Origin of the sequence: Rhizobium sp. BK289 (assembly GCF_014193575.1) — a bacterium.
In the GTDB taxonomy this organism is placed as follows: domain Bacteria; phylum Pseudomonadota; class Alphaproteobacteria; order Rhizobiales; family Rhizobiaceae; genus Rhizobium; species Rhizobium tropici_C.
The window spans coordinates 232,667-249,324 of sequence record NZ_JACHZO010000001.1 but is presented as its reverse complement, the minus strand read 5'-3'; the positions used below and the strand labels follow the sequence as shown (position 1 = coordinate 249,324).

Below are 16,658 nucleotides of genomic sequence, written 5' to 3'. Positions count from 1 at the left end.
GGGATCTCGGTTGGCCTTCTGGATCAGCCGAGGCTAATCGGCCCTCAGGTGATGAGATGTCGATGCGGCTCCTGTTACACAGCCTTCACGACGGAAGCTTCAATTCAACGTCCTCGGTCACATATTTCCACATCGCGACGAGCAGCTTTCCCACCAAACGCCGGGGTCTGCCTTAGGTGCGTAGATCCGGCTGTGTATGCGCCAATACGTGATCAATGCGGTTCACGAAGTTTTTGTCAGACCCATAGACGAGCCCTGCCGGCGAGACATGAACGATATCGCCGTCGGGCGTTATATATGAAGTAAATCCTGCTGGAGTGTTGACTTGTGCACCCGCCCCGTTGATCGGTCTCCAATCATTCGGGATTCCTGTGGCGCTCTTTCCGCCCTCGAGAAGATCGTCAATCGCATTGCCCGTCCTGAACTTCGCAAAGAACGTCAGCACCTGCACCAGAGCGAGCGGATCACCATTGTTTGCTTTGGCAATCAGCGACGGCAGAGCAGTAACGCCGGTCGGATCCCCCGCGAGAACAAGAATCGGTTTCGCAGCGTCTTCTTGTTGTTGCGCAGTAAGGCTGTTGACTCCTTCGGGAGCCATGATCTTCCAAATTTGATCAAGCCCAGCGCTGCTGCGAAGGTCCGCGAGGTCCGCGCGGTATTGATCCGCCGAGATAAACCACGATGATGCCGTGCCACTGTAACTCGACAATGCTGCGATCACACTAGCGAAAACTGCGCCGCATCCTTCTGCCTGGTAGCCACTTGGTCGGCAGGCAATCATTGCGTCTTGCTGCAGCCTATCCTTCGCCTCCAGTCGTGCTTTCTCAGCGCAGGCAGTATCATCACCGCCTTTGCATGCCGCCTTCGCAGCATTCAGCGCATCGTTGTCCGCATGGTCGAGATAGTTATACTGATACTGCGCAGCCCCATAGGAGGCGCCTTCGCCACCTCCGACAGCGCCAGCGGCCAGAGCAGACAAGCTCTCGCCGAGCAGGGCGGCAAGTGTCTGCTTATCCTGAGCGGATATAGACCTGCAGCGTGTAACCGATATGCTCCGTCATCAGCGCCTTGGCGCGCTCGAGATCGCGGTCGAGGGCAGCCTCCATCAGCGCCGTGTGATGTTCGATCGCCATCGCGTCCTTGAGCGCCGCCAGCGCCTTCTCATAGCCGGCGGACAGGCCGGCCGTCGCGCGCTGCGTCGGCGCCAGGCCGAGGAAACGGTGGTGACGCCGCAGTTGATCGGTAATGGTGGCCTGGAAGCGCTTGAGCCAATTTGATGTCGCAGCGCTTATCAGCGCGGCATGGAAGGCGGAATGCTTCTCATCCCACTCGTCGGCCATCTCCTCGGAAGCGGAATCCGGCACGATCCTGCAGCGCGACAGGCGGTAGTGCGCGGTCACGACGGCTGATTCCCAATCGGGGCCGCCTTTTTCGATCGATTCCATGAACAATGGCAGTTCGATGACCATCCGCGCGCGCATCAGATCCTCCAGCTCCGCCCTGGAAACAGGAGCGACCGCGAAACCACGATTGCTGACGGCCGTCACCAGCTTTTCGGCTTCCAGCCGCGAAAGGGCCTCGCGAAGCGGAGTCCAGCCGACGCCATAGGTTTCCCGCAGGGCGCCGAGCCGCAAGGATGCTCCGGGCCTGAGCTTCGTATTGAGGATATCGCGTCGCAACAGCCAATAGGCCGCCTCGGTCTTGCTCAACGCATCGATGTCCTGCATGCGGCCTGCCCTTCCCCCGCAAAATCCGAATTATATATAAAACTCGCCAACACAGGAATATATATATCAAAGGCGCAGATAGTGCACATCATATATCTGAATTTGACAGGCTTGCAGCAGTCGCTATGATCCCTTGCCAAGAGAGCTGAAGGAATACGGCTCCTTGTCACATCCGGGAGGAAAATATGCTGAGATCTACATCCAAATGGCTGTCCGGACTCGCGGTCGCCGGCGCCTTCGTGGCCAGTGTCGCCACCGCTTCGGCCGAACCCATCAAGATCGCCATCGCCAATTTCGGCGAACATCCGCAGCTCAATGCTTCGATCGCCGGCTTCAAGAAAGCGCTCGCCGATAACGGCTTCGTCGAAGGCAAGGATGTCGTTTATTCCGAGAGCAACACGAGCTTCGACGCGTCGCTCGTGCCGCAGATGATCGCCAAGCTGCAGTCCGAGCATCCGAAGCTGATCTATACGGTGACGACCCCGGTGTCGCAGATCGCAAAAAAGGCGCTCGCCGGATCCGGCATTCCGATCGTCTTTACCGCCGTCACCGATCCTGTCGCCGCCAAGCTTGTTCCTTCGTGGGACGCGGGTGACGACGGCATCACCGGCTCGAGCGACCTGCAGGATATCTCGGCGATCCTGACCTTTACCAAGAAGCTGCTGCCGAACGCCAAGCGGCTTGGCGTACCTTACAACCCCGGCGAGGCCAATGACGTCGCGCTGATCGACAAGGTCAAGGCCGCCGCTCCTGCAGCCGGCTTCGACGTGGTTCCTGTCGGCGTCGACAACGTCAACGAAATCCAGCAGCGTATCGCATCGCTCGCCGGCAAGGCGGACGTGATCTATACGCCCGCGTCCAACCTGCTGCAGCCGGCAATCCCGGCCGTTGCTGCCGCTGCCCGCCAGGCACAGATTCCGATCGTCAATTCCGACGATGCCGCGGTCCGCAATGGCGTCGTGCCGGCAAGCTTTGCCGTCAACTACGAGCAGGTTGGGGAAAATGCCGGCAAGATCGCCGCGCAGATCCTGAAGGGTGCCGATCCGAAGACGATCAAGCCTTCGCGTCCGGCCTATGAGGACCATGCGCCGCTGATCAACAAGACGGTGTTGAAGGCATTCGGCGCCGAGGTGCCGGCCTCGCTTGCCGATTGCAATTGCTTCACGAAGTGATAGGCGGCATCTTCTACTGCATAATTCCTTAAATCGACATGGATTTAAGGATGAAATTATGCAGCAGATTTAAAGTGCTACAGCGACCTTTACGCGTCACATGTGACGCGACGCTGTAGGATCAATCCGATCCATGGCGGCGCCCAGGATGCCGCCATTTCATAACCCTATACTGCAGGGGAGGCACGGATGCTTGATATCAAATCCGCGCGCAAGGTTTTCTACAGAGGCCAGCCCGACGAAAAGGTCGCGCTCGACGGCCTGACGCTCTCCCTCAAAACAGGCGAATTCGGCGTCGTCATCGGCTCGAACGGCGCCGGCAAGAGCAGCATGCTGAATGCGATTTCCGGTGCTCTCAGCCTCGATTCCGGTCAGATCCTCATCAACGGCAATGACGTGACGAACATGCCGGTTCACAAGCGCGCCGCGCGGCTGGCCCGCGTGTTCCAGGATCCGATGAAGGGAACCGCCGCCAGCATGACCGTCGGCGAAAACATGCTCCTGGCGGAACTGCGCGGCAAAGCCAGGGGATTCCGCCCCGGTCTGAATGCCGCCCGTCTCGCCGCCTACAAGGAACGTCTCGCCGTTCTCGGCCTTGGCCTGGAGAACCGCCTGGATACGAAGGTCGAGCTGCTTTCGGGCGGCCAGCGTCAATCGCTGTCCCTCATCATGGCCGTCGGCGGTTCGCCCGACGTGCTGCTGCTCGATGAACATACCGCAGCGCTCGACCCGCGCACGGCCGATATCGTCATGCAGGCGACGGTCCGTACCGTCGAGGCGCTCAAGCTGACGACATTGATGGTGACGCACAACATGCAGCACGCCGTCGATTTCGGCGACAGCATCATCATGCTCGATGCCGGCCGCGTTCATCTCGAAATCACCGGAGATGGCAAGCGGCGCATCACAGTGCCTGAGCTGATCGGTCACTTCGCCGTCAAGACCGACCGAATGCTGCTGGTGAGCTGACAACATGATGGATTTCATTCAAGCAACCGTTTCAAGCTTCGTCTCGCTCATCCCGGTCACCCTGGCGCAGAGCTTCGTCCTAAGCTTCGTCGTCCTCGGTATCATGATCCCCTTCCGGATGCTGAGCTTTCCGGACCTGACCAGTGAAGGCGCGTTTCCGCTGGGCGGCTGCGTCTGCGGCATCCTGCTTGCCGCCGGCGTCGCGCCGCCGCTCGCAATCGCCGTTGCCTTCGTCGTCGGCCTTGCCGCCGGCTGCTGTACGGCCTTCATTCACCTGCGCTTCCGCATCCATACGCTGCTCGCCGGCATCCTGATGTCGACCATGCTCTATAGCGTCAATCTCGGCATCATGGGCAAATCGAACCTCTCCGTCTTCGGCTCGCCGACGGTGTTCGACTGGGTACCGTTCACAGCAGCCGGCTTCCCTGCCAGCAAGATCGTCGTCGCCGGCATCCTCGCACTCATCGTGCTGATCGCCCTCAACCTCTACTTCAAGACGGAAAAGGGCACCGCCATGCGTGCCGTCGGCTCCAATCCCGACATGGCCGAGGCGCAGGGCATCAATGTCTGGGCCGCAACCATCGGCGGCGTCGGCATCGCCAGCGCCTTTTCCGCCGCCAGCGGTGCGTTGATGGTCCAGTCGCAGGGCTTTGCCGACGTCAACATGGGCATCGGCATCCTGATCAACGGCCTTGCCGCCCTGATGATCGGTGAGGCCTTTACCGGCAAGCAGACGGTGTTCAGACAGCTGCTGGCGCCCTTTGTCGGCTCCATCATCTATTACCAGCTCGTCTCGCTCTGCCTTGCCGCCGGCATGCCGCCGCCGAACCTGAAGCTCGCCACGGGCCTGTTCGTGCTCATCATGCTGGCACTGCCGAGCATCCGCCGCAGCCGCGGCGGGGCGGCCACCCGAGAAACCATTCGCGAATAGATTACGAGGCAACGACATCATGGATAGCCTTCCCGATCTCGCGGCCGTCGAGGCCATGGACGAGGCCGATCCGCTGCGCGTTTTTCGCAGCCGCTTTGCCCTGCCCGCCGGCGTCATCTACCTCGACGGCAATTCGCTCGGCGCGGCCTCGCACGAGGTCTTTGCCGAAGTGCGCCAGGCTGCCATGGAGGAATGGGGCAACGGCCTGATCCGCAGCTGGAACAGTGCCGGGTGGTTTCATCTGCCGCTCGAGCTCGGCGACCGTATCGGCCGGCTGATCGGCGCCGCCGAAGGCCAGACCGTTGTCACAGATTCCACGTCGATCAACATCTACAAGACCTTGCATGCAGCGCTCGCCATGCGGCCCGGCCGCAATGTGATCGTTGCGGAGGGTGATAGTTTCCCCACCGATCTTTATATGGCGGAGGGCGTGGCTTCGACACGCCCTGGCCTGACGCTCCGCTTCGAGGGCCGCGATGCCGAAAGCATCGAGGAACTGATCGACGACAGCGTCGCCGTCGTTCTCGTCAACCACGTCAATTATAAGAGCGGCGAGCTGCGCGACATGGCGGCGCTGACAAAACGCATCCAGGCGGCAGGCGCGCTCGTCATCTGGGATCTGTGCCACAGCGCTGGCGCTCTGCCCGTCGATCTCGATGGTGCGGGCGCCGATTTCGCCGTCGGCTGCACCTACAAATATCTGAATGGCGGCCCGGGCGCGCCGGCCTTCATTTATGCAGCAAAGCGCCACCATGCATCGATCGTCCAGCCGCTCAGCGGCTGGTGGAGCCATGCGCGCCCCTTTGCCTTCGAACGGAGCTTCGATGGCGATGCCGGCATCAAGCGCTTTCTCTGCGGCACGCAGCCGATCCTGTCGCTGCGAGCGTTGAAGGGTGCGCTGGCCATCTGGGACGAAGTGGACATGACGGCCTTGCGCGCGAAAAGCATAGCGCTCACGGAGCTCTTTATCCGCTTGGTCGAAGCGAAATGTGGCCAATATGGCGTCGAGCTGGAGACGACCCGCGACAGCGGCAGGCGCGGCAGCCAGGTCTCCTTCAAGCACGACAACGGTTATGAGGTTATGCAGGCGCTGATCGAGCGCGGTGTCATCGGTGACTTCCGGGCGCCATCGACCCTGCGCTTCGGTTTCACGCCGCTTTATGTCGGCTATCGCGACGTATGGCGCGCCGCGACGGTGCTTGAGGAAATCCTGAGCAGCGGATCATGGAAGGACACGCGCTTTGCGGTGCGAGCGGCCGTGACCTGATCCACAGGCGTCGGCAGCTGGAGAGAGGAAGCTGAGCATGAGCTATTTCAGGGTCAACGATTGGGACGCAGCCTATACCAATAGCGCCTATATCGTCGACGGAGATCAATGGCCGGCCGCCTGGGTCGAGCCGGCAAAGTCCTTCCGTGACAGGCTGACGACCGCGAGACGCGCGAAACTCGATCTGGCCTATGGTCCTGCGGAGCGCAATCGCTTCGATCTCCTTCTGCCCGAAGGCCAGCCGAAGGGATTGGTGGTTTTCGTCCATGGCGGTTACTGGCTGCAGCTGGACAAAAGCTATTGGTCGCACTTTGCAGCAGGCTCTATCGCCAGAGGATATGCGGTCGCGATCCCGTCCTACACTCTTTGCCCGAAAAATCGCATCGCCGGGATCGGCAAGGAGATTGCGGCCGCGACTACCAAAGCCGCCGAACTCGTCGGCGGCCCCATCGTTCTGACTGGTCATTCAGCCGGAGGTCAGCTCGTTGCCCGCATGATGACAACGACATCGCCGCTCCGTGAAACAATCCGCAACCGCATTCGCCATGTGCTTGCCATTTCCGGCCTTCATGACCTGCGGCCGATCATGAGGCGCAGCATGAACGAGCAGCTTCGCATCGATGACACCGAAGCAAGAACCGAAAGCCCAGCCCTGCTGGAGCCGCTCGAGGCCGTCCGCCTCACCTGCTGGGTCGGGGGTGCCGAACGCGCCGAATTCATCCGCCAGAATGCGTTGCTCGCCAATATCTGGACCGGACTCGGCGCGGCAACGGCGGTCGTGGTCGAACCGGACAAGCACCATTATTCGATCCTGGACGGCCTTACGGACGCTGAGCACCCTCTGACACAAACCCTGCTTGCAGAATAGCATCTTCGCAGCCGGATCAGAGGAAATGCCCTCGGCGCTACCAACACCGAGGGCATATATCGTCAGCCGTTGACCGGCGCATTCATCGCCCAGAGAACGCCGAATGGATCGCGGAGCTGGCCCCAGCGATCGCCCCAGAACATCACCTGTGGCTCGACCACGACCTCAGCGCCTGCATCGACGGCGCGCTTCCACCAGAAATCGAGCTCATCCACGACGAGCTGCATCACGAAAGACTGCGGCTTCTCCAGTGCATGGCCATATTCGGGAAAGGCGTCGCCCAGCATCACCGAACTGCCGTTGATATAGAGATGGATATGCATGGTCCGGCCCTTCTCGTCGACCGGATACATGAAGGCTTCCTCCGCACCGAAGGCGCGCTTGTAGAATTCGGCAGCCTTCGCGGCACCGTCCACTGTCAGATAGGCCACGACGCCGCCGCGAACCGGCACGCGAGGTTGTTGGGATTGTTCTGCTGCATCGGTCATATCGGTCTCCTTGGAAACGGTTGTGCATATCCGCCCTTATCGTCGGGCTGTTCCAAGGACGTTGCTCGATCACGACTTCCGACAATGGCAGTCGAAGTTTTTTATTTTTCCAGGTCCGGCCTGCTCAGCCCTTTCACATGTCATCCTTGCGCCGCCCGCTTTCGGGCGTGCAAAGCGTGCTCGGGCCGGGTCTCACCGAGAATTCGCAGCACAGCATCCTCGCGCGACATCGGACGCCCCAGCAGGAAGCCCTGCACCTCGTCATAGCCTTCGGCACGCAATTTGGCCAATTGCGCCTCCGTCTCGATGCCTTCCGCAAGCGTTACCGCATTGAAGCCCGAGGCTATGCCGACCACGGCCCGAACGATCGCGAGATTGCCAGGATCGGCCTCCATGCCGGCGACGAAGCTGCGGTCGAGCTTGATCTTGTCGAAGGAGAAGGCACGCAGATAGCTGAGCGACGAATAGCCTGTGCCGAAATCGTCGATGGCAATGCGAATGCCAAGCTCCTTCAACGCGCGCAACAGCGACAGGCTTTGCTCGACCTCGGAGAGCAGAATGGATTCCGTAATCTCGATCTCCAGACGCCCGGGGCGGAGACCTGTCTCGTCGATTGCCGAGACGACGGTGGCCAGCAGGTTCGCGTGGCGGAACTGATAGACGGACAAGTTGATGGCCACCTTCAATTCCTCGGGCCATTCCACCGCAGTCCGACAGGCTTCCCGCAATACCCAGTCGCCGATCGGCACGATCATTCCCGTCTCCTCGGCAACGGGGATGAACTCGGCCGGGGAGATGAGCCCACGCCTGGGATGGCGCCAGCGGATCAGCGCCTCGAACCCCGAGAGAATATCTTCGTCCAGCCGGATGATCGGCTGATAGTGGAGTTCGAACTCGTCGTTCTGCAGGGCTTCCCGAAGCTCGAGTGTAAGCTGGTGGCGCCGCTCCGCTTCAAGCCGCATCTCGGTCTGGTAGAAACGATAGGTCGATCGGCCGCTGCTCTTGGCCGCATAGAGCGCCAAATCCGCATCCCGCATAAGGACATCGGCATCTCTGCCGTGTTCCGGCGCCATGGCAATGCCGATGCTGCAGGTCACATGCTCGCGGACGCCATCGAGATCGAAGGGTGTCGAAAACGACAGCAGCAGCAAATCGGCGAGACGCTGGGCGCGCCCGACATCCGTCATCCTCAGAACCAGTGCGAACTCGTCTCCACCCAGGCGCGCCACCAGATCGTTTCTCTCCGCGAGCTGCTGCAAGCGTTCGGCAACCTGGCGCAAAAGCATATCGCCCGCAGCATGTCCCTTGCTGTCGTTGATATGCTTGAAGTGATCGACATCGATGTAGAGCAGCGCAATCGGCTTTTCCGGTGTCGCAGCCGCAACCTGCCGCACGATGCTCTCCGAGAAGAAGGCCCGGTTCGGAAGGCCGGTCAGGGAATCGTGCATGGCAAGATGCGCAAGCCGCGCCTCGACGCTGCGCTCTTCGGTCACATCCTGGGAAATACCGAGAACATAGCGCGGCGCTTGCCCTGACGGCGCGGGAAGCGCCCGCTTCGCCGTCTTCAGGATGCGTGTCACTCCATCCACCATATGGATGGTTTCCTCGAAGTAAACGGTTGCGGCGGTCTCGAAGGCAAGCTTGTCCTGCTCCCGGAAAAGCGCCGTCTGCTCGTCGGAAAATATCGCCCGATCCGACTTGCCGATCACATCCGGTGCTGCCTGCCCGACGATGGCGCCGCAAGCTTCGTTGAACAGGATATAACGGCCATCCCGCTCCATATCCTTGACGAAGACGCCGACGGGAAGATTGTCGACGATGCTATCGAGCAGCGATTGGGTGGCATCGACCTGGCGTCGCGCAGCGTTGACCTCGGTGCGATCCTGGACGATCGCCAGGATTGCCACCTTGCCATTAAAGCGAATTTCCCGCCCGTAGGTCAGAACTTCGAATGTCTCGCCATCGGCCTTCAGATGCGTCCAGCGCTGCGCCGTTTCCATGTCGGTGCGCCGATGGACAGCGTCCAGCATGCGCTCCCGCTCTTCGGGCGGCCGGATGTCGAGTACGGTCATATCGGCGAACGCCGCGTGACCATAGCCATAGAGATCGCGGGCGGCATCGTTCACGATCAGGAATCTCAACGTCTGCGGATCATACACCCACATAGGCGACGGATGCGTCTTGAAAAGCGATCGAAAATCGTCGCTTGGGGCATCGAGCCAAACGGAATTCATGGAAGATCGACCTTGCCAATTCGTGTTCTAAGATCTGTGAATTGACGATTTATGATTGAAAAAGTTAAATAAAATCAAAATGCTAGACTAGCCTAAACTTTAAGCAAAAGCCCATCAAATATGCAACCGACTGCTTCCTCTTATCGGATGCCGACCGACGAGGACGTCGGATCTTGTAGAGCTATCGCCCTGAATAACGAGAACTGTGTGATATACCGCCGATCGAAAGGCGCAATATGCTGCCGCTTGCCAAATCGAAGTGGCAAAGGCATCTTCACGGACAATGAGAAAAATCTCCCAAAAGGATTTCGAAGCAGATCTTCTGGCCCAGGCAAGTGAAAACGGTATCGACCTCAGCGATGCCGATCTCTCGGACATTGTTTGGCATGGACTTGACCTAAGCGCAGCCACCATTGCCATGTCGGTTCTGCGGAACGCGCACTTTTCTGCAACGCAATCACTAAGTGGCTGCACCTGGATCGGCAACAGGATCGAGAACTGCGCCTTCGAGTCGGTACCGGTCTCGAAGGCAGAGTTGCTTCATTGCGAATTCGAGGCATGTGCGATGCACGCGATGCGGTTCTTCAGGACGGATCTTTCCGGAACGATCTTCTCTTCCTGCCGTTTTGTCGATGTTGATCTTTCGGAGGCCGTCGCGATCCGAGTGCGGTTCGAAAATTGCAGTTTCACCCATACTCGATTGACTAGGGACTTTCTGTTTACCGGCACCGGTGACTTCGCATTCTCGCCTGAAGGCAATCTGAACATATAACCGCCCGCCGCTCAGCATCGCAGACACGTATCTTCAAGCTCATTGACATCTCAATCTGCTTAACCGGCAGTCGGTCCCTGTCACAAGCCTATGGCATTCTGCGGCCATTGTTGCAGCGGCTCATGGAGGGGCAAGCACTCTCGCAACGCCATCGACGGCGCCTACATTGAACACAGCGGGATCACCAAGGCGTTGATACAACGCAACCGAATCGCCTACGTCTATCGCATGAACCGCCATCCGCAGGCAGGCCGGCAATTCATCACGCCAAAGGCTGTTTGAGACATCCATTTCATAACGGACGCATGCCATGAAAAGACAGACGCTCGACACCGGCTGGACCCTCTCGCGTCTTCGCGCACCCTCCAGCGCACCGGCCTTGCCCAATTCGGTTCCCGCCGCCGTGCCGGGCAATGTGCATCTCGACCTGATGGCGGCGCAGCTGATCACCGATCCCTATCTCGACGTCAACGAAATCTCGCAGGACTGGATTGGGCGTTCCGCCTGGCGCTATCGTCTGGCCTTCGACTGGGATAGCGAAGACGCTAAGCGCATCGATCTTTCCTGCCTCGGCCTCGACACGGCGGCACGCCTGGAACTGAACGGCAGTTTGCTTGGCGAAACCCGCAACATGCATCGCAGCTACCGCTTCGATATCGGCAATAAGCTGAAAAGCGGCCGTAATGAGCTGATCGTCGATTTCCAATCCGCCTATGAACATGGCGAGGAAGTCCGCAAGCAGCTGGGCAGCGCCGCCGATATCCCCCAGAATTATCCCGGCCCGAGCAATCTCATCCGCAAGATGGCCTGCAACTTCGGCTGGGACTGGGGTCCGACCCTTGTCACCGCTGGCATCTGGAAACCTGTTGTCATCGAGAGCTGGTCGAAGGCGCGCCTCGGCAGCATCCGGCCGGAAATCACCCTGCAAGGCAGCCAGGGCGTCGCGCGGCTGCATGTCGAGATCGAATGGGCCGACAAGGGCACGGATAGCGCGGCGCTCTTGCTCTCCATCGGCGGCAAGCGCGCCGAGGTCCGCGTCGCGCAAGGCGAGACCCATGCGCTGATCGAATGCCGGATCGACAACCCGCAGGTCTGGTGGCCGCATGGCATGGGCGGTCAGCCGCTTTACGATCTCGACCTGCAGCTGCTTGGCTCGGACGGTGCGGCGCTTGATGGCTGGAAGCGGCGCGTCGGCTTCCGCTCTGTGCGGCTGGATACGACACCGGACGAGATCGGCTCCGCCTTCACCCTCGTCGTCAACGACGTGCCGGTCTTTGCCCGCGGCGCCAACTGGATCCCCGACGATTGCTTCCTGCCGCGCGTGACGCGCGAACGCTATCGCGAGCGGATCGCGCAGGCCCGCGACGCCAATATGAACATGCTGCGCGTCTGGGGCGGCGGCATCTATGAGACCGACACGTTCTACGAGGAATGCGATGCTGCCGGCGTCATGGTCTGGCAGGATTTCCTGTTTGCCTGTGCCACCTATCCCGAAGAAGAACCGGTCTACAGTGAGATCGAGGCGGAGGCGCGCGAAGCGATCACACGGCTCATGGCTTACGCCTCGCTGGTCATCTGGAACGGCAATAACGAGAATATCTGGGGCTATTTCGACTGGGGCTGGCAGGATGTGCTGGGCAATCGCCCCTGGGGCGCCGGTTACTACCTCGACCTCCTGCCGAAGCTGGTGGCCGAGATCGACCCGACGCGCCCCTATTGGGCGGGCAGCCCCTATTCCGGTTCCATGGAGATCGCGCCGAACGCGGACGAGCACGGCTGCAAGCATATCTGGGACGTCTGGAACGAGGTGGGCTACGAGACCTACCGCAACTATATTCCGCGCTTCTGCTCCGAATTCGGATGGCAGGCGCCGCCAACCTTCGCAACCCTTGCCCAATCCGTTCGCGAGAAGGACCGCGCTCCGGCCTCGCCAGGCGTGCTGCATCATCAAAAGGCAACGGCCGGCAACGACAAGCTGTTGATGGGGTTGGAGGGCTGGTTCTCACCGCCGGAAAACTTCGACGACTGGCTCTTCGTCACCCAGCTGAACCAGGCGCGCGCGATCAGCTATGGCATCGACCACATGCGCTCGCATCGGCCGACCTGCATGGGCACGATCGTCTGGCAGCTCAACGATTGCTGGCCGGTCACCTCCTGGGCGGCCATCGACGGCGCCGGCCGGAAGAAGCCGCTCTGGTATGCCTTGAAACATAGCTATGCGCCGCATCTCCTCACCATCCAGCCGCGCGGCGATCGGCTGGCCGCCATTGCCGTCAATGATGCGACCCTGTTCTGGCGCGTGCCTTTCACGGTCGAGCGTTTCGATTTCACCGGCAAGCTGCTCGCCCGCCACCACGTCTGGCGCATCCTGTGCGACCGCTTTGAGAATTCCGATATCGAGATCCCGACCGAGGTCGCGACCCCTGGCGATCCGCGCCGCGAATATCTGCGTGCCCGCCTCGGCGATGCGGAAGCCTGGTGGTTCTTCGAGAAGGACATGCAGCTGCAGTATCCTCAGCCCCGCTTCGATATCGAGAGCATCCAGACGACGGACGGCATTGCTGTCACCATCACAGCGCAGTCCTTCCTGCGCGATGTCTGCCTGTTCGTCGATCGCATCAGCCCGAATGCCGAAGTCGACGACATGCTGGTCAATCTCGCGCCGGGCGAAAGCAGGACCTTCAAGATCAAAGGCATTTCCAAGGAAGCCTTCGACGATGCCGATCTTTCGGCTGTTATCCGCACGGCCAACCAGGTTGCGGAGCTTCCGCATCATTGAAACCGGGTGCTCTCTCACGGAAAAGATCCGGCGCATTACGCCGGATCGAGGCGTGTATTTTCCGTAAGCCGTCACAAAAGATTGCGCTGGTGAATGGTGAATTGCCTTCTATGATCGGTCGTCGCCTTGTGATCTAGTGCCCCTCATCCGATCCATGAATCAGCGAGATCACGCTTATGTCCTCGGACACCAATCGCAGCTTTCAAACGCCCCGCCGCGAAGAACTTGGCCTCATCACACTCGGCAACACCGCCGGTCTTTCGGCTTCCGCCCTGCCGAACGGCACGCTGTTTTCGATCGATTTTGCCGACCAGCAGGGCGGCATAATGATCAACCAGGTGCTCGGTTCGCCCGTCTATGGTGGCATCGGCCGGCTCTTTCTGCGCATCGGTGGCGCCAAGCCGGTAACGGCTGAAATCGTCGGTCCGAAGGCTGCCGTACAATTCGGCCATGGCAGAAACGGTTTTTCCTGGAGCGGCGAGACGGCCGGTGTGAAGCATACGGTCAGTCTACGGCTGCACCCGAATAAAACCGCATGGTTCTGGCAAGTATCGCTGCAGAACAGTACGAGCGCCACCATTTCAGCCGACCTCGTTCTCGTTCAGGATGTCGGCCTCGGCGATCGCGGCTTCCTGATGAACAGCGAGGCCTATGCCTCACAATATATCGACCATCACATCGCCACCCATGCCGCCTTCGGTCCTGTCATCATGAATCGACAAAATCTTAAGCAGGGCGGCGGGCGAAATCCTTGGCTCGCACAGGGTTGCATCGAGGGTGCCGCGGCTTACGCGACCGATGCAATCCAGCTGCTGGTGCCATCGAAGGGCGACGATGGCGTCATGGTGCCGGACTTCGGCACCAGCCTGCCCAGCGCGCGCCGCCAGCATGAGGTCGCCTGCCCGGCGATCCAGTCGAAGCCGCTTTCGCTCGCAGCAGGCGATGCAACTGCGACGACCTTCTTCGGCCTCTTCGTCGCCGATCATCCGACCGCTTCCAGCGATGCCGATCTTGCCCATCTCGATGGCCTGCCGAAACTTCAGGGCGAATTGGCGATCGACACGATTGCTGTCGCCCAATCGGTACGCAGCCTCGTGCAGGATGCGCCGCTTGCGGAAAGCGGCGGCCTGGATCAAGCCGCGATCGATGCGCTCTACCCCCAGCGTATGCTGGAAGAACATGCCGACGGAAAGCTGCTCTCATTCTTCGTGCCGAATGGACCGCACAACAGGCACATCGTGCTCCAGGAAAAAGAACGCCTGGTGACCCGCCGCCATGGCGCTATCGTTCGCAGCGGCCAGAACATGCTGCTCGACGACCAGACGCTGGCTGCCACCTGCTGGATGCAGGGCATCTTCGCCGCGCAGCTGACCATCGGCAACACCTCCTTCCACAAGCTGTTCTCGGTCTCGCGCGATCCCTACAATCTGACGCGGTCGAGCGGCCTGCGCATTCTCGTCGACCTTGGCGATGGCTGGCGCCTACTCGGCGTGCCCGCCGCCTTCGAGATGGGCTTGAGCGACACGCGTTGGATCTACAAGCTCCCCGGTCGCACCATCATCGTTTCGGCAATCGCCTCCGGCGACGATCCGGCCATGCAATGGAGCATTTCGGCGGAGGGCGAAGCCTGCCGCTTCCTCGTCTTCGGCCATATCGTCCTCGGCGAACGCGACTATGAGGCCGTGGCGAACATTTCGGTCGATGCGGCAGCCAAACGTATCTCCTTCCGGCCGCAGCCGTCCTGGTTATGGGATCGATATCCAAAGGCTGGATACCATCTCGTCACCTCGACACCGGATGCCCTCGAGACCATCGGCGGCGACGAGCTGCTTTACACCGATGGCACGACCCGCAACGGCCCGTTCATCGCGCTGAAATCGCATCCGACGAAGGAATTGCGCTTTGCCGTCACGGGCTCGATGACCGATCCGGATGCGGCGGAAGCTCTTGCCGCGCGCTACAGCGCCGGTGTCGACAGTGAAGAGATGCTGGCGCCGGCGCGCCGCTTCTGGAGCCATGTGACGCGGGGCGCACGCATCGAAGGCGATGGCCGCGATGTGGCGGCACAAGCCGTGATGCTGCCCTGGATCGCGCATGATGCGATCGTGCATTTGAGCGTGCCGCATGGACTGGAACAATATACGGGGGCTGCCTGGGGCACGCGCGACGTCTGCCAGGGGCCGATCGAATTCCTGCTTGCCTACGAGCATGACGAAGAAGTCCGGCAGATCCTTTCGACGCTCTTTTCAGAGCAGTACCGCGATCGCGGCGACTGGCCGCAATGGTTCATGCTGGAGCCCTATGCCAATATCCGCGCCGGCGAGGCGCATGGCGATATCGTCGTCTGGCCGCTGAAGGCGCTCTGCGATTATATCGAAGCGACCGGCGACCTCACCTTCCTTACCAGAACGGTGCCGTGGCGCGCCGACGACACGATGCAGCTGACGTCGGAACGTGCGACGATCTCCGATCACGTCGAGAAATTGCTGGAGACGGTGCGCAGCCGCTTCGTGCCGGGCACGAGCCTCATCCGCTACGGCGAAGGCGACTGGAACGACAGCCTGCAGCCGGCCGACCCGCATCTGCGGGATTGGATGGTCAGCAGCTGGACTGTTTCACTTCTGTATGAACAGCTTGTGCGCTACGCCAATATCCTGACGCTCGCCAGCCGCAATGAGGAAGCGCAGTCGCTGCAGGCGACCGCCGTTGCCATGCGCGCCGATTTCAACCGGCTTCTGATGCGCGATGGCATCGTTGCCGGCTATGGCGTCTTCGATCCGAGCCATGACGGTGTCGAATTGCTGCTGCATCCGGAGGATACGCGCACCGGTCTCCATTATTCGCTGATCGCGATGACCCAGCCGATGATCGGCGGCCTCTTCACGCCCGATCAGCGCCATGCCCACATGAAGATCATCCGCGAGAACCTGCTGTTCCCGGATGGCGTCCGATTGATGGAAAAGCCGGCAACCTATTCCGGTGGTCCGGAAAAGCTCTTCCGTCGCGCCGAATCCTCGTCCTTCTTCGGTCGCGAGATCGGGCTCATGTATGTGCATGCGCATCTGCGCTACTGCGAGGCCCTTGCCCTCGACGACGACGCGGAGGCCGTATGGCAGGCGCTCGCGCTCGCCAACCCGATCGCCGTCAGCGGCCGGGTGGAGCATGCGTCGCTGCGCCAGCGCAACACCTATTTCAGCAGCAGCGATGCGGCCTTCGACGACCGCTATCAGGCATCTGCGCAATGGGCGCGCGTCAAGGCGGGCGATATCGCCGTCGACGGCGGCTGGCGCATCTATTCGAGCGGTCCCGGTCTCTATACCAAGAGCCTGATCTGCAATGTCTTCGGCTTCAAGCGGCAATTCGGCCAGCGCAGCCGCAAGCCGCTGTTGCCAGCCTCGATCGGCGCCTGCGAGGTCGAGCTGGACTTCAAGGCTTGAGCCACCAAACACAA

At 60.7% G+C, this 16,658-nt stretch carries 12 protein-coding genes; 8 read left to right on the top strand and 4 right to left on the bottom strand.

Annotated features, from left to right (window positions below; translation table 11 throughout):
• Positions 1-172: 172 nt before the first annotated feature.
• Both FHT84_RS01105 and FHT84_RS01100 read right to left on the bottom strand, forming a co-directional pair.
• The gene (locus FHT84_RS01105; protein ID WP_183761112.1) at positions 173-979 is read right to left on the bottom strand and encodes a DUF6862 domain-containing protein; all 807 of its coding nucleotides are present in this window, start codon (positions 977-979) and stop codon (positions 173-175) included.
• A gap of 31 nt (positions 980-1,010) precedes the next feature.
• Positions 1,011-1,727 (bottom strand): GntR family transcriptional regulator, encoded by a 717-nt coding sequence (locus tag FHT84_RS01100; protein WP_183761115.1) that lies wholly within the window; start codon positions 1,725-1,727, stop codon positions 1,011-1,013.
• Between the two features lie 185 nt (positions 1,728-1,912).
• Between FHT84_RS01100 and FHT84_RS01095 the strand changes: the two genes are divergently transcribed.
• From FHT84_RS01095 to FHT84_RS01075, 5 genes are all read left to right on the top strand, one after another.
• Positions 1,913-2,899: an ABC transporter substrate-binding protein gene (locus tag FHT84_RS01095; protein ID WP_183761118.1), complete on the top strand. Its 987-nt coding sequence runs from the start codon at positions 1,913-1,915 to the stop codon at positions 2,897-2,899.
• A 189-nt stretch (positions 2,900-3,088) separates the two neighbouring features.
• Complete coding sequence (locus FHT84_RS01090) at positions 3,089-3,868, top strand: ABC transporter ATP-binding protein (protein WP_112344663.1); 780 nt, start codon at positions 3,089-3,091, stop codon at positions 3,866-3,868.
• Between the two features lie 7 nt (positions 3,869-3,875).
• Positions 3,876-4,799, top strand: coding sequence for an ABC transporter permease (locus FHT84_RS01085; RefSeq protein ID WP_112345180.1), 924 nt, complete (start codon positions 3,876-3,878; stop codon positions 4,797-4,799).
• Between the two features lie 19 nt (positions 4,800-4,818).
• A complete protein-coding gene (gene kynU, locus FHT84_RS01080) occupies positions 4,819-6,066 on the top strand; it encodes a kynureninase (RefSeq protein ID WP_183761121.1) in 1,248 nt (415 codons plus the stop codon).
• Between the two features lie 37 nt (positions 6,067-6,103).
• Positions 6,104-6,934: an alpha/beta hydrolase gene (locus tag FHT84_RS01075; RefSeq protein ID WP_183761124.1), complete on the top strand. Its 831-nt coding sequence runs from the start codon at positions 6,104-6,106 to the stop codon at positions 6,932-6,934.
• A 62-nt stretch (positions 6,935-6,996) separates the two neighbouring features.
• Here FHT84_RS01075 and FHT84_RS01070 read toward each other — a convergent pair whose 3' ends face one another.
• Both FHT84_RS01070 and FHT84_RS01065 read right to left on the bottom strand, forming a co-directional pair.
• Entirely contained in the window at positions 6,997-7,422 is a 426-nt protein-coding gene (locus tag FHT84_RS01070) for a glyoxalase/bleomycin resistance/extradiol dioxygenase family protein (protein ID WP_183761125.1), read from the bottom strand.
• A gap of 140 nt (positions 7,423-7,562) precedes the next feature.
• Entirely contained in the window at positions 7,563-9,656 is a 2,094-nt protein-coding gene (locus FHT84_RS01065) for a bifunctional diguanylate cyclase/phosphodiesterase (protein WP_183761128.1), read from the bottom strand.
• Positions 9,657-9,939: 283 nt separating this feature from the next.
• On the opposite strand from FHT84_RS01065, the gene FHT84_RS01060 reads away from it, so the two are divergent.
• The 3 genes from FHT84_RS01060 (at position 9,940) to FHT84_RS01050 (ending at position 16,644) form a co-directional block, all read left to right on the top strand.
• Complete coding sequence (locus tag FHT84_RS01060; protein WP_183761130.1) at positions 9,940-10,428, top strand: pentapeptide repeat-containing protein; 489 nt, start codon at positions 9,940-9,942, stop codon at positions 10,426-10,428.
• Between the two features lie 310 nt (positions 10,429-10,738).
• On the top strand, positions 10,739-13,207 hold the full coding sequence (locus FHT84_RS01055; protein ID WP_183761132.1) for a glycoside hydrolase family 2 protein: 2,469 nt from the start codon (positions 10,739-10,741) through the stop codon (positions 13,205-13,207).
• Positions 13,208-13,383: 176 nt separating this feature from the next.
• A complete protein-coding gene (locus tag FHT84_RS01050; RefSeq protein ID WP_183761133.1) occupies positions 13,384-16,644 on the top strand; it encodes a cellobiose phosphorylase in 3,261 nt (1,086 codons plus the stop codon).
• The last annotated feature ends 14 nt before the right edge of the window (positions 16,645-16,658 follow it).

Coding starts and splice junctions, on each gene's coding strand:
- FHT84_RS01100 (WP_183761115.1), bottom strand. CDS start 1,727: ATGCAGGACATCGATGCGTTGAGCAAGACCGAGGCGGCCTATTGGCTG.
- FHT84_RS01095 (WP_183761118.1), top strand. CDS start 1,913: ATGCTGAGATCTACATCCAAATGGCTGTCCGGACTCGCGGTCGCCGGC.
- FHT84_RS01090 (WP_112344663.1), top strand. CDS start 3,089: ATGCTTGATATCAAATCCGCGCGCAAGGTTTTCTACAGAGGCCAGCCC.
- FHT84_RS01085 (WP_112345180.1), top strand. CDS start 3,876: ATGGATTTCATTCAAGCAACCGTTTCAAGCTTCGTCTCGCTCATCCCG.
- kynU (WP_183761121.1), top strand. CDS start 4,819: ATGGATAGCCTTCCCGATCTCGCGGCCGTCGAGGCCATGGACGAGGCC.
- FHT84_RS01075 (WP_183761124.1), top strand. CDS start 6,104: ATGAGCTATTTCAGGGTCAACGATTGGGACGCAGCCTATACCAATAGC.
- FHT84_RS01070 (WP_183761125.1), bottom strand. CDS start 7,422: ATGACCGATGCAGCAGAACAATCCCAACAACCTCGCGTGCCGGTTCGC.
- FHT84_RS01065 (WP_183761128.1), bottom strand. CDS start 9,656: ATGAATTCCGTTTGGCTCGATGCCCCAAGCGACGATTTTCGATCGCTT.
- FHT84_RS01060 (WP_183761130.1), top strand. CDS start 9,940: ATGAGAAAAATCTCCCAAAAGGATTTCGAAGCAGATCTTCTGGCCCAG.
- FHT84_RS01055 (WP_183761132.1), top strand. CDS start 10,739: ATGAAAAGACAGACGCTCGACACCGGCTGGACCCTCTCGCGTCTTCGC.
- FHT84_RS01050 (WP_183761133.1), top strand. CDS start 13,384: ATGTCCTCGGACACCAATCGCAGCTTTCAAACGCCCCGCCGCGAAGAA.